The organism is Clostridia bacterium, from assembly GCA_017620395.1.
GTDB lineage: Bacteria > Bacillota > Clostridia > Oscillospirales > RGIG8002 > RGIG8002.
On record JAFZQJ010000002.1, the window covers coordinates 1 to 14162 of the forward strand.

The following is a 14162-nucleotide window of genomic DNA, read 5'->3' on the forward strand; positions in this document are numbered from 1 at the left end:
AAAGTTCCGCGCCGCCGTCGTGAAATACCTCGTTCCCGTCGCGGACGGCATCTACCGCGAGCAGGCGAAGCGTCTGGGCAAGGAATACCCCCTGAGCTTCTCCGACGCCGCGCTGCAGTTCCGTTCCGGCAACCCCAAGCCGTTCGGCACGCCCGAACAGATACTCGAGCACGGCAGAGAGTTCTATGACGAGCTTTCTCCCGAAACGAGCGAGTTCTTCCGCACCATGCTCGATAACGAGCTGCTCGACGTGCTTTCCAAGGAAGGCAAGCGCGGAGGCGGCTACTGCACGACCTTCTACGATTACGAAGTACCCTTCATCTTCGCCAACTTCAACGGCACGAGCGGCGACGTCGAGACAGTTACGCACGAGGCCGGCCACGCCTTCGCGGACTGGATGAGCCGCAAGCGCGTTCCGATGGAGACGATCTGGCCTTCGATGGAAAGCTGCGAGGTGCACTCCATGTCGATGGAGTTCTTCGCGTGGCCGTGGGCGGAGGGCTTCTTCGGTGAAGAAACACGCAAGTTCTACTACTCCCACCTCGCCGGCGCGATCTGCTTTATCCCCTACGGCACGATGGTCGACCACTTCCAGCACGTCGTTTACGAGAAGCCGGATATGACTCCCGCCGAACGCCACGCTGTCTGGAAGGAGCTGCTCGGCGTCTATATGCCGTGGATGCGCCTTGACGGCGATATCCCCTTCTATTCCGAGGGCGAGGGCTGGCAGCGTCAGCACCACATCTATTCCTCTCCCTTCTATTACATCGACTACTGCCTCGCGCAGACCGTCGCCCTTGAGTTCTGGGCGATGATACAGAAGGACCTGAAGAACGCGTGGAAGCACTATATGGCTTACACCGTACAGGGCGGCAGCCGCACCTTCACCGAGCTGCTGAAAAACGCCGGCCTCGCCACACCCTTCGACGAAAGCTGCCTGCGCGGCGTATGCGCGGACGCCAACGCCTGGCTCGAAGGCTACGACATGACGGGAATCGAATAATTCCCGCTGACTGCTGATATGTACGAAGAAGAAAACGAAAACACCGGCCTGTTTCCCGAACCCCCGGAGCATCCCGCTCAGCAGGCTAAAAAGAAAAAAGGCAGACGCGCTTATCTCGACGATATCCACCGCACCGCGGACGGCAAGTACGTCTACACCGGTCAGTGCTACGAATACGACGAGGCAATAAACACGCGCGGTTCCGTGCTGCTGCGGCTGTGGCTTCTTATGCTGCCCGCACTCGCCGCCTGCGTCGGCAGCGGCTTGTTCACCACGCCCTTCATGAGGGACACGTGGTACACGATAGGCCCGTTCGGCTTCGAGTTCGTATTCGTCGGCACGGTCGTCTGGGCGGTCGGCAGGATAACCGCGAACGGAAGCATCCTGCGCGAGTACGTGCGCAAACAGACCTTCGGGTCGCTGCCCGCGAGGTGCTGGCTCGCGGTCGGATTCGCGGGCGTCGGGATCATTGGCGGCGTCGTCTTTATGCTCGTTCACGGCACCGGCGTAACGCTGCAGTCCGGAGAGGTCGTCGACCAGACGTTCCGCTGCGTCGCTTACCTTTGCCTGAAGGCGGCGGTGATCGTTTCCTGCGCTCTGCTGGCGCTTTACGCGCCCAAAGTCGCATGGAAAGAGACGGCCGAAAAGGTGTAAAACCGTCGTTTTTTGCAAAAAATCTAAATTTCCTCTTCCATTTTTGTAACAAGTGTGTTATAATATCAAAAATATTGTGTGAGTATTGGTAGTGTACCCGTGGCGAAAAACGCGGGAATACTGCCTGAAAAGCGCATTTACAGAGGCTTTAGCCGGCTTGTACGCTTTCGGCTTCTCGGCTTTAACGCGAAAAAGCGCCGGCGCTTTTCGCCCCCTTTCAACCGTTTATTTGCGGGACAGTTCCCGTTTATAAAATTCATTAGGAGGAAAAACAATGAAAAGCACAAAGAAAATCCTTGCACTGCTGCTTGCTGCGGTTATGTGCATGGGCCTGTTCGTCGGATGCGGCGAAGGCGGCAACGAAGCGAAGGACGACACTCCGCTCGTAGTCGGTTATTCTCCCTTCTCCGGCAAGTTCAGCCCGTTCTTCTCCGAGACGGCCTATGACCAGGACGTCCAGGCTATGACTCAGCTCGGCCTGCTGACTTCCGATCGTACCGGCGCTGTCATCGAGAAGGGCATCGACGGCACCACGGTCGCCTACAACGGTAAGGATTACACTTACTACGGCCCCGCTGACCTGACCATCGATCAGAAGGCTGACGGCACCGTCGACTACAGCTTCAAGCTCCGCGAGGACCTCAAGTTCTCCGACGGCGAAAAGCTCACCATCGACGACGTCATTTTCACGATGTACACCTACGCCGATCCTACCTATGACGGCTCCACCACCTTCTTCGCGCTGCCGATTAAGGGCATGGCCGAGTACCGTTCCGGCATGGATTCCCGCGGAAACGTCATCTTCGCGGCCGGCTCCGAAGGCTACGTTGCCAACGACCTCTACACTGAGGAACAGTACAACACCTTCTGGGATTACTACAACAACAAGGCGGGCGCCGATTTCGCGAAGGAAATCTGCGACTACTGCATCAGCAAGGGCTACAACGCTTCCACTGATTCCGTTGCCGCCTGCGCCGCCAACTGGGGCTACGAGCTTGCCGAAGACGCTGACTATCAGGCGTTCTGGGAAGCCATCGTTGCCGCTTATCCGACCGTTGACGAAGCCGTCGCCACCGAGACCGCCGGCTCCGACCTCACTCAGCTGACCATCGCCGCCCTTCAGGGCGAATACCTCAACGGTGTTCAGACCGGCGAATCCGCCGCCAGCATCGAAGGCATCAAGAAGACCGGCGACTACAGCATGACCGTTACCCTGACCGAAGTCGACGCCACCGCCATTTATCAGTTCACCATGGCGGTCACTCCTCTCCACTACTATGGCGACAAGGCCAAGTACGACTATGACAACAACAAGTTCGGCTTCGACAAGGGCGACCTCTCCATCGCCAGATCGAAGATCTCCGAGCCCATGGGCGCCGGCGCGTATAAGTTCATCAAGTACGAAGACGGCGTTGTCTACTTCGAAGCCAACGAGAATTACTACCGCGGCGTTCCGAAGACCAAGCTCATCAACTTCAAGCAGTGCCTGACCGACGACGATAAGCTCAACGGCGTCACCACCGGCACCATCGACATCACCGATCCTTCCTTCTCCACCGACACCATCACCGCCATCGAGAAGGCCAACAGCAACGGCGAACTCACCGGCGACAAGATCGCTACCAACACCGTTGACAACCTCGGCTACGGCTACATCGGCATGTGCGCGAAGGTCATGAACGTCGGCGGCGACCCCGCTTCCGATGCTTCCAAGAACCTCCGCAAGGCGTTCGGCACCATCTTCTCCGTCTATCGTGACGTCGCTATCGACTCCTACTACGGAGACAGAGCTTCCGTCATCAACTACCCGATCTCCAACACGTCCTGGGCTGCTCCTCAGTCCACCGACGACGGTTACAAGGTCGCGTTCTCCGTTGACAAGGACGGCAAGGACATCTACACCTCCGACATGACCGCGGAACAGAAGTACGCTGCCGCTCAGACCGCTGCCCTCGGCTTCCTCGAAGCTGCCGGCTACACCGTCGCTGACGGCAAGGTCACCGCTGCTCCGGAAGGCGCCTCCCTCGAGTACACCGCCTGGATCCCGGCTGACGGCTCGGGCGACCATCCTTCCTTCATGATCCTGACCGAAGCGAAGAAGGCCTTTGAAGCGATCGGCATCAACCTCATCATCAAGGACCTCACCAATTCCTCCGACCTCTGGACCGCTCTTGAGGCTCAGGAAGTCGCCATCTGGTGCGCCGCCTGGGGCGCCAGCGTCGATCCGGATATGTATCAGATCTACTTCTCCGGCGACGAAGCGACCGGCAAGAAGGCCGGCGGCTCCAACTACATGTACGCCATCAACGATCCTCAGCTGAACAAGCTCATCCTTGACGGCAGAGCCTCCACCGATCAGGCCTACAGAAAGGGCATCTACAAGTCCGCCCTCGACGTCGTTATCGACTGGGCCGTTGAGATCCCCGTCTATCAGCGCCAGAACGCCATCATCTTCAGCGCTGAGCGCGTCGATCTCGACACCGTCACTCCCGACATCACCACCTTCTACGGCTGGATGATGGAGATTGAGAACACCACCCTGAAATAATCAGGAAGGTTGACTCGAACACTGCAACCTGCGTTGTAGTTAGGTACCTGCCCCGCGGTCTTTTGACCGCGGGGCAGGTCGACTGCTTTTCGGACAGGCATTTCGCATTCCTTGTAAAGCGGAGTTTCTGTCCGAAAAACAGTAACACGCCCCCGTTCCGTTACGTTTCGGCACGGGAGCGCGTTGCGTTATTCAAATCCCGATCGGAGGAATGATCTGTGCGAAAATTCATCATTAAGAGACTGCTGTTATCGGTGGTGATCTTATTCTTTGTCGCGCTCATTATCTACGCTCTCATGCGCTGTCTGCCGACCTCTTATATAGAGTCGATAGCAAGGCAGAAATCCATGCAGCCGGGCTCAAAGAGCTTTGACGAGTGGATGCAGCAGCTTTCCGCCACCTACGGTATGGACAAGGGCATAATCGCCGGCTTCTTCGGCTGGCTCGGTAAGGCGCTCACCGGAAACTTCGGCGACAGCTGGTTTTACACCGAGCCCGTCCTTCAGGTATTCAACCGCACCGTGTGGCTCTCGTTCATTATGGGCGGCATAGCGTTTATACTTGAGATACTTATCGCGATACCTCTCGGAATAATCGCCGCTACCAAGCAGTACTCGAAGACCGACTACACAGTATCGGTAATAGCGTTGGCAGGTATTTCACTACCGACGTTCTTCTTTGCGTCCCTGTTGAAGCTGTTATTCTCCGTCAAACTCGGCTGGTTCGAGTTGTTCGGACTCGTAGGGCGCGACCATCAGCAGCTGTCGGCATTCGGGCAATTCCTGGATAAAGCGCACCACCTCGTCTTACCTATCATTACGCTCGTCGTTATCAGCATAGGCGGACTGATGCGCTATACCCGCACGAATATGCTCGAAGTCCTGAACGCCGACTATATCCGCACCGCCCGCGCTAAGGGCGTCAGCGAGCATAAGGTCATTTACAAGCACGCGTTCCGCAACACGCTGATACCGCTGGTAACGATCATCGGCGGCTCGCTGCCCGGCCTTTTCTCCGGCGCGCTGATCACCGAAACGCTTTATTCCATCCCCGGCATCGGATACACCTCCTATCACGCGATGGTAGGCGGCGATATCCCCTTCTCCATGTTCTATCTGTCCTTCCTCGCGGTGCTGACCCTCGTGGGCAACCTCATCGCAGACATTCTGTACGCCGTGGTCGATCCGCGCGTACGTATATCGTGAGAAAGGGGGCGGAATAAATGAGCAAAAAAGAAGCAAAGAAAAACAAGCTGAACTCCGCTTCCGAAAACAAGAACGAGCAGCAGTATTCGCTTAACGACGACCGCCGCGTAAAGGTCCTCTCCCCCGGCGCTCTCGTCGCAAAGCGCTTTTTCCGCAACCGTATGGCGATGGTCGGACTCTTCATCCTCATCGCGATGTTCGCCTTCTCCTTCATAGGCGGACTCATCTCCCCCTACACAGAAGACCAGCTCTTCTACCGCGAGGACATTCTCGAAAAGGAATACGCCAGCGCGATACAGAACACGGACTTCCGCTATCTGACCGCCGACGGTCAGACTTTCCCCTCCGTCGTACAGGCCAAGATGATCCTCGCGGTCAATCAGAATCAGCCCACTTGCGAATACGACGGAATAACCTACAACGTCACTAAAGAAGGCGAAGACCTCTATTCGGTCTCGCTGACCGACGGCACGCTTATCGGTATCGGATACAAGGACATCTTCAACGCCAACACCTCCGACAAGCTCCCCTTCGGGCTCGTATTTGAAGCGCTGAAGGCGTATACCAACGAACTCGATTCTTTCATCTACGAAAACGCCGAATACGCTATCGACATCGACGGCACCGTTTCAAACGCAGAAGGCGAGCTCGGCTATATCAGCCGCTACTTCGTGCAGGCGCTGATGCCGGACGTCTTCCTCACCCGCGAGTTCAAGGAAGACCTCTACGAAGCGCTCGAAAAGGGCGAAGATGAGTTCCACTTCAAAGACGCCGACGGCACCGACTACGACTACAGGATCTCCTTCAACGCCGCTTCCAAGAAATACACCATCAAGCAGGGCACCGAGTCCCGCGTTTACGACACATACGCCTCCCCGAGCAGCAAGCACTGGCTCGGCACCGACCGCAACGGTATGGATATGCTCACGCGACTGATGTACGGCGGACGCGTTTCTCTGATGATCGGCTTCATAGTCGAGTTCATCGCCACCGTGCTCGGCGTTATCATGGGCGGTATTTCCGGATACTTCGGCGGCTGGGTGGATAACCTTATAATGCGTATCGTCGATATCTTCTACTGCATACCTTCGATGCCCATAATCATCATCCTCGGCGCCGCGATGGACGCCATGAGCGTCGATCCGAAGCTGAGAATGATCTATCTGATGCTTATCCTCGGCTTCCTCGGCTGGCCCAGTCTCGCGCGTATGGTCCGCGGACAGATCCTCTCGCTGCGCGAGCAGGAGTTCATGACCGCTACCGAAGCCTGTGGCGTCAGAGTTTCGCGCAGGATCTACAAGCACCTTATTCCGAACGTCATCCCGCAGCTCATCGTCTCCTGCACGATGGGCCTCGGCAGCACGATAATCACGGAGGCCACCCTCTCCTTCCTCGGATTGGGCGTCAGGTTCCCGTTCGCCTCCTGGGGCAACATAATCAACGACGTCAACAACACCTTCGTTCTGACGAACTACTGGTTCATCTGGATCCCCGCGGGCGTGCTCCTGCTGGTAACGGTTCTGGCGTTCAACATCGTCGGCGACGGTCTGCGCGACGCGTTCGACCCGAAGATGAAGCGCTGAGGAGGTTGTTGAAATGGCTAAGAAAAGAAACGACGGATATCTTTCCGCAAAGGAATCCCGCGCTATATCCCGCGCGAACCGCAAGATAACCAACGCGCTGGAAAAGCGCTATAAGCGCAAGAACGTGCCGGAGGAGGAATACCTCACTCAGATGCACGATCCCGCCAACTCGCTCGAGATCGAGAACCTCCACACCCACTTCTTCACCGACGTCGGCACCGTCAAGGCGGTCGACGGCATCACCTTCGAAGTTCCCGCCGGCAAGACCGTCGGCGTCGTGGGCGAATCCGGCTGCGGCAAGTCGGTCACGAGCCTTTCGATCATGCAGCTGCTCCAGCGCCCGCAGGGACAGATCGTCGAAGGCGAGATCCGCCTCAACCTCGGCGAAAAGGCCTACGACATCACTAAGACGCCCATCGAGGCGATGCAGAAGCTCCGCGGCAACTATATCTCCATGATATTCCAGGAGCCCATGACGAGCCTTAACCCCGTCTTCCGCATCGGCGACCAGGTCAACGAGGTCATCGAGCTGCACGAAGGCAAGGATATGAAGGAAGAGGACATCAAGGCGCGTACGATAAGCCTGCTCGAGATGGTCGGTATCGCCAACAGCGAGGGCGTTTACAAGATGTATCCGCACGAGCTCTCCGGCGGTATGCGCCAGCGCGTCATGATCGCCATGGCGCTCGCCTGCAATCCGAAGCTCATCATCGCCGACGAGCCTACGACCGCGCTTGACGTTACGATTCAGGCGCAGATCCTCGACCTGCTCCGTCAGCTGAAGGACAAGATCAACTCCTCGATAATGCTCATCACGCACGACCTCGGCGTCATCGCCGAAATGGCTGACTACGTCGTCGTTATGTACGCCGGCAAGGTCGTCGAGAAGGGCACCGCGGAGGACATCTTCCTGCACCCCTCTCACCCCTATACGATAGGACTTATGGCCTCCAAGCCGGTCGTCGGCAAGAAGGTCGAGAAGCTCTACTCCATACCCGGCAAGGTACCGAACCCGGTCAACATGCCGAACTACTGCTACTTCAAGGACCGCTGCGAAATGCAGGTCGACGCCTGCGGCGGCGAATACCCCTGCGAGATCAGCCTCTCCGACACCCACAAGGTCAGCTGCTATCGCTACTATGACAAAAAGGAGGGCGAAGATAATGGCGAAAGATAAGAAGCTCGAACAGAATGCCGAACAGGTCGTCGAGCAGCCCTCGCCCGAAATCGTTACCCCCGAGGAACAGCTCGTTCCCGTTCAGTACGACCCGCAGTATATACTGATGGTCAACGGCCTGAAAAAGCACTTCCCCATCAAGGGCGGAATGTTCTCCAAAACGGTCGGCTACGTCAAGGCGGTCGACGGCGTCACCTTCAATCTGAAGCGCGGCACCACGATGGGCCTCGTCGGCGAATCCGGTTGCGGCAAGACCACCACCGGACGCGTTATCCTGCGTCTTTCCGGCGAAAAGACCGCCGGTCAGGTGCTTTTCAACGGCCAGGAGGTCTACGACCTCTCGCCGAAGGAAATGCGCCCGCTGCGCACGAAGATGCAGATCATCTTCCAGGACCCCTTCTCCTCCCTCTCTCCCCGACTCCCCGTCGGCGAGATAATCGGCGAAGCCGTCCGCGAACACAACCTCGTCAGCAGAGAAGAGTTTGACGACTATATCGATCAGGTCATGGATAACTGCGGCCTGCAGCCCTTCCACAAGGACCGCTACCCGCACGAGTTCTCCGGCGGACAGCGCCAGCGTATCTGCATCGCCCGCGCTCTCGCGCTGAACCCCGAGTTCGTCGTCTGCGACGAGCCGGTTTCCGCGCTTGACGTTTCCATTCAGGCTCAGATAATCAACCTGCTCGCCGAGCTCCAGGATAAGTATAAGCTGACCTACCTTTTCATTTCCCACGACCTCTCCGTCGTCGAGCACATCTCCGACACAGTCGGCGTCATGTACCTCGGCAACCTGGTCGAATACGGCTCCACAGAAGACATCTTCCGCAATCCGCTGCATCCGTACACGAAGGCGCTGTTCTCCGCGATACCGGTGCCGGATCCGACGGTCAAGATGAAGCGCATCGTGCTGGAGGGCTCCATCCCCTCCCCTGCGAATCCGCCTTCCGGCTGCAAGTTCCACACCCGCTGCGAGCACTGCACGCAGCGCTGCAAGGAGGAGGTTCCGCAGCAGCGTGAGATCGAGCCCGGTCATTACGTTGTCTGCCACCTTTACGATCAATGAGCAAGCGCAGAGAATACGCCGATGACGACGGCAGACGCATCGCAGATATGAGCGGCGTCGAGCGTCCGAATCTGCTGACCGTCCGCACTCCGCCGAAGCAGGAGCGCGCGGACGCCGAAGGCGAAGAAACCGCGCCGAAGAAGCCGGTTTGGGAAAACCCCGCCGCTTCGATGCCGAAGGACGACCGCAAGGCGTTCATCTGGGGCGCGTTAAGCGCGGGACTGCTGATAGGTCTCGCGTTCCTCGCCGGCCTCGGCCTCGTGATACTGCTGATAACGCTGCTTAAATAGCATAAAAGAACAACCGCCACAGGCGGTTGTTCTTTTATCTGTTGACCGAAACTGAACTTACGCGAGCTTCGCGGCAATTCGCAGCACGAGCAGCGCGTCGTTGACAGTTATATCACAGTCATCATCCATATCTCCGGCTAAAATCATTTCGGGGGTGGCTTCTTTGAGCCGCGCCGCCACTCTCAAAACCGCCAGCGCGTCGGCGACGGTGACCTCGCCGTCTCTGTCTATATCCCCCGACATACCAGAACCGTATGTATCATCAATGATATAATACGGTATATCATTCTCGACTGCGTACTCGTGTGAATAGGTGTTCTCGTAAACACACATCACTAATTCGGGAGAATACTCAAACGCCTTTTCGGCGATATAGTTTACGCTTTTCGGGAAAAAAACCGTTTTCAGACTCGAACACCGGAAAAAAGTGTTCACTACCACCTGTTCCACGCCCTCGGCGAGAACGACGGTTTCAAGATTAGTACAGCCATCGAAGGCACTGAATAAATATTTGACAGACCCCTTAATAACGACGCTTTTCAGATTTCTACATCCTCCGAAAACCGACGACTCAAAACGCGTAACACTTTCAGGGACAACTATGCTTTCAAGCCCGACGCGCCCACCGAACGCATTGCTGTATATTCTGATAACGCTGCCGTCGTCAGGAATAACACTATTCCCTGTCCCTGCAACCAGCGTTCCAGTTGCAGTCTCTATTAAACAATTCCCGCTGCTGTGATAGACCTCGTTCCCCTCGGCAACGGTAATGGTCTCCAAACTTTCACAACCGACAAATGCCCCATCCTCATTCGTTACGCTTGCCGGAATGTATATGCTCTTCAGACTCGTGCAAAAAAGGAAGGTTTCATGAAGAGGCGCCTCTATTCCGTCCGGTATATTCGCACTTTCAAGCTTATAGCAATAAGCAAAAGCTCCCGGCCCGATCGCAGTTACAGTATCAGGCACCTTGATATCTTTTAACGCACAATTATAGAATGCACCCATGCCGATAGTCTTCAAACCATCAGGCAGTGAAACCTCTTCCAGATCTATACACTTCATAAAAGCATGCTTCTCTATTGTTTCAACTCCCGCGGGAACAGTGATACTCGTTATGCCGCTGATCTCATAAAACGCGCAATCAGCTATCGAAACAACGCTCCCGTTATCGGGAATAACTGTATTTTTCGATCCGGCAATCAATCTGTGAGCATTAAGATCGACGAGACAGTTCCCCTCTGAACTGAAAGAGGTATTACCTTCGGCGACAGTAATGCTTTCCAATCCGGCGCAGCTGATAAGCACCCTGTCGCCGATACTCGTAACGCTCTGAGGAAAAGATATACTTTTGAGCTTATAACAGTTGATGAACGCACCCTCTCCTATACGTTCCACACCTTCGGGTATTACAATACTTTCCAAACGCCAGCTATATGCGAAAGCAAAATTACCTATGCTTTTAACGCCGCTTCCGATAACGACCTCTTTATACTCCTCACGCACCCACGGAGCAAGATAATAATGCTCTTCAAAATCACTCATTTCTCCTTCACCACTTATGGTAAGGACGCCGTTTTCCACACTCCACGTCAAATTCTCGCCGCAAGTATCGCATATAGTGATCGAGCCGATAACGTCGTCACCGTCGGCGGCAACCGCTGAAAAAACGGATATCCCAAGCAATATCGCCGCTGCTATGAATAATGACAGAAGCCTTGTTATAGTTTTCATAAGTAATCCTCCTTCGGAGTTACACAGCATATCGTTCCGTATCTTCAACCTTGCACGCTAAACGACACAATAGTATTGATAAACGTTATCCGCGTCCAAATCCTTATCAGGATAATGACTCACGTCGAAAACAACGCATATCGCGTTGCCCCATTCCTCGTAATGTACGCTGTCAACAAAGTATATCCCGTCCGGATCGTTATTTTTCAACTCAACGAGCTTCGCCAAAAGCTTATTGACCGCTATATCTATTTTTTCGCGAGGCAGCTGCTGAGCGGACTTTTTCACCTCAAGATTCAGTAACCTGCCCACCGTATCGACGCAGACATCGACCTCGCCTTCATCGACAGTCAATGTAACGTAATACTCATTTTCCGAAGACCTGACCGAAGAGCTGGCGCTTTCCAATCCGTCAAACGTGACGTCCGTCTTCAGCGCCGCGCTTTTTGCCAATACGGTCCCGACTATTCCAGACATATCCATATTATCCACGAGCGTTAAGTCGTCCGGATTACCGAGCGACTGATAGTTTTCCGATTCGAAACACATCAATTCTTCTGAGCCCTCGTATTTCATAATAGTGTCGCCTTTGGCGTCCACATACTGATCAACAATGTAATAACCGCCGTTGCCATCGAGATCCATACCAGCGGATTTTCTGATAATAGTTGAATTCAGATAATTAAACCTTTTGTTTTCTCCGTTTATCCGATACATTACCGCGGGCATATCATCTTTAATAAACACACCGCTTTCGCCCGAAGGAGCGCCTAATTCAAAGTTCCCGCTACCGTAAATTTTATCCGGATCAAAAGGATAATCGGTTTTATTATTATCGTCTGGCTCGGCCGGCGTTTCGTGCGAAGTCTGCCCGCCGCTCTCGCCTTCGCTCGGGTTGGCGCTGCCTTGAGACGAATAAACGCTGCGCGGCGGTTTTGCGCCGCTGTTTGAGGTCTGCTCCGCTTCCGAGTCCGGCTCGGAAGCGAAGTTACCCTCCGGCTCACTGCTGCCGGAGTCGCTTTCGGATGAGGGTGTTACCTCCGGAACGTCGCTCTCAGCGCTCGAGGAAGGCGGGGCGAGGTTATCGCTGCGGAACACTCCCAGCTTATACATCGCGAAGGGTGCGGCGGCGACAATGACGAACACCGCCGCGGCGGCGACCCATTTTACCCACGGTCTGTTTGCGAAGGCGGTAACGGGGGCGGCCTTTACCGTTTCAGGCGTCGCGGCAAGCGCGGCTTCGATGATATCGTCGTCTATATTCGTTATCGCGTTATTGAGCTTGCCCGGTCCATCGCAGTCGAAAGCCGATCCGATCAGCCCGTCGTCGATTTTGTTCATGGCGTTGAAGAGTTTTTCGGCTTTGTCGCTCATATCGTTATCCCCTCCTTTTCAAGCGCGGAGCGCAGGCTTCGCCGCAGGCGCAGCATTTTTTGCGCCAGTCTGTTCGGCGTTATGCCCCATTCATCCGCGAGTTTGTTCAGCGGCTCGCCCTGCCAGTAGCGGCGGACGAACAGCGCGCGGTCGAGCTCCTGCTGCGCCTTCAGCCATCTGCTGACGGCGGCGGCAATCTCGGCTTCATCGGCGGCGGATTCCACGTTTCCGGATGCGGGAACGCACTCCTCCAGCTCGTCGAGCAGAAACTCAAAGCCGCCGCGCTTCTGCGCGTGTTCCCTGTTCCACGCGTTTATCGCAAGGTTACGCGTCACCTTGCCGATCCACGCGCGGAGCAGCTTCGGACGCTCGGGCGGGATTGACTCCCACGCGCGGTGAAGCGCGTCGCTGACGCACTCTTCGGCATCCTCGCGGACGGAAAGGACGTTGAACGCCACGGTGTAGCAGAACGCGCCGTATTTCTCGTTCAGCTGCGTTATCGCGGTCTCGTCGCGCTGCCAGAACAGCTCGACGATGCGCTCGTCATCCATAGCTTCGCTCCTTCGGAATGGCCTTTCAATGATAATGACAGTTTTTTCTTCGGGATATTACGCCCGTTTGGAAAAAAGCCGGTAACAGTTTGTATAATTATTGACATAATCCGCGTTTTCGATTATAATTAAAGCAGAGGTGAAAGAAATGAAAAAGATAAAAATCATTGCGCTCATCCTTGCATTATTCGTAGCGGTCGCGGCGCTCACGGCGTGCGGCGGCGAGAAAGAAACCCCGAACGGCAGCACTCCCGAATATTCCGTCGACTCCGGCTCGCAGAACGGCTCCGAGAACAACGGCTCCGAACCCGATAACGGCTCGGAAGACAACGGTTCCGAAGACGCCGGTTCGGAGGATAACGGTTCCGAAGAGAACAGGGACTCCGGCAGTTCCGGCGACGCTTCCGGCGTTGCGGCGGCCGCGCTCAAGCTCGCCAACGAGCTGATCGGCACGGAGTATAAGTCCGGCGGCGTCGGCCCCGATACCTTCGACAACTCCGGTTTCGTCTATTACATCTTCAACAAGAGCGGCTACAAGATGCCCCGCCGTATCCCCGATATGGCTAAGGAAGGCAAAGAAGTCGGCCGCGACGGCCTTCAGGCGGGCGACGTGCTCATCTTCGAGAATGAGATAGGCGGCGGCCCCGCGTTCGTCGCGATCTGCGCCGGAAACGACCAGTTCATCTCCTGCAACAGATCCGACCGCCCGACCGCGTTGCAGAAGTTCAGCAACTATTACGAGCAGAGATTCATCTGCGGCAGAAGGATCGGCTGATCCCCTCGATTCAATGTTATCACATTTGCGTTCGACAGTCAACGCCGATAAAAAAAGCCCCGCACCAAAGGGCGCGCAAATTAGGGATAAGTCGGGTTTTGAACGGCTGTTTCCCGCCCATGCTTCACAAAAAACAGCGGTCATACATCAAGTATGACCGCTGTTTTGTTGTTTTGCCTGAACGATAAACATCTCGTTCAAAACT

The 14162-nt window shown here is 55.6% G+C and carries 12 protein-coding genes; 9 read left to right on the forward strand and 3 right to left on the reverse strand.

All coding sequences use genetic code 11. The features are described from left to right. From J5441_00195 to J5441_00230, 8 genes are all read left to right on the forward strand, one after another. The coding region (locus tag J5441_00195; protein ID MBO4933580.1) for a M3 family oligoendopeptidase at positions 1-1003 on the forward strand (1003 nt) is incomplete at its 5' end. An 18-nt stretch (positions 1004-1021) separates the two neighbouring features. After that, entirely contained in the window at positions 1022-1657 is a 636-nt protein-coding gene (locus J5441_00200) for a hypothetical protein (protein ID MBO4933581.1), read from the forward strand. Positions 1658-1931: 274 nt separating this feature from the next. Continuing rightward, the gene (locus tag J5441_00205; GenBank protein MBO4933582.1) at positions 1932-4205 is read left to right on the forward strand and encodes an ABC transporter substrate-binding protein; all 2274 of its coding nucleotides are present in this window, start codon (positions 1932-1934) and stop codon (positions 4203-4205) included. Positions 4206-4423: 218 nt separating this feature from the next. Continuing rightward, positions 4424-5410 carry an ABC transporter permease gene (locus J5441_00210; protein ID MBO4933583.1) on the forward strand — a complete coding sequence of 329 codons (987 nt, stop codon included), beginning with the start codon at positions 4424-4426 and terminating at the stop codon, positions 5408-5410. 17 nt (positions 5411-5427) lie between these two features. Further along, positions 5428-6993, forward strand: coding sequence for an ABC transporter permease (locus J5441_00215; GenBank protein ID MBO4933584.1), 1566 nt, complete (start codon positions 5428-5430; stop codon positions 6991-6993). A gap of 13 nt (positions 6994-7006) precedes the next feature. Next, complete coding sequence (locus J5441_00220; protein MBO4933585.1) at positions 7007-8170, forward strand: ABC transporter ATP-binding protein; 1164 nt, start codon at positions 7007-7009, stop codon at positions 8168-8170. A gap of 106 nt (positions 8171-8276) precedes the next feature. Further along, on the forward strand, positions 8277-9233 hold the full coding sequence (locus tag J5441_00225) for an ATP-binding cassette domain-containing protein (protein ID MBO4933586.1): 957 nt from the start codon (positions 8277-8279) through the stop codon (positions 9231-9233). After that, a complete protein-coding gene (locus J5441_00230) occupies positions 9230-9523 on the forward strand; it encodes a hypothetical protein (protein MBO4933587.1) in 294 nt (97 codons plus the stop codon). Before J5441_00225 ends, J5441_00230 begins: the two co-directional genes overlap by 4 nt. A gap of 57 nt (positions 9524-9580) precedes the next feature. Here J5441_00230 and J5441_00235 read toward each other — a convergent pair whose 3' ends face one another. From J5441_00235 to J5441_00245, 3 genes are read right to left on the reverse strand one after another with little or no spacing between them, the layout of a single operon-like run. Then, positions 9581-11257 carry a leucine-rich repeat protein gene (locus J5441_00235; protein ID MBO4933588.1) on the reverse strand — a complete coding sequence of 559 codons (1677 nt, stop codon included), beginning with the start codon at positions 11255-11257 and terminating at the stop codon, positions 9581-9583. Between the two features lie 57 nt (positions 11258-11314). Further along, entirely contained in the window at positions 11315-12631 is a 1317-nt protein-coding gene (locus tag J5441_00240) for a hypothetical protein (GenBank protein MBO4933589.1), read from the reverse strand. Continuing rightward, positions 12628-13182, reverse strand: coding sequence for a sigma-70 family RNA polymerase sigma factor (locus J5441_00245; GenBank protein MBO4933590.1), 555 nt, complete (start codon positions 13180-13182; stop codon positions 12628-12630). Before J5441_00245 ends, J5441_00240 begins: the two co-directional genes overlap by 4 nt. A 148-nt stretch (positions 13183-13330) precedes the next feature. On the opposite strand from J5441_00245, the gene J5441_00250 reads away from it, so the two are divergent. Beyond that, entirely contained in the window at positions 13331-13957 is a 627-nt protein-coding gene (locus tag J5441_00250; GenBank protein ID MBO4933591.1) for a C40 family peptidase, read from the forward strand. Positions 13958-14162: the final 205 nt, after the last annotated feature.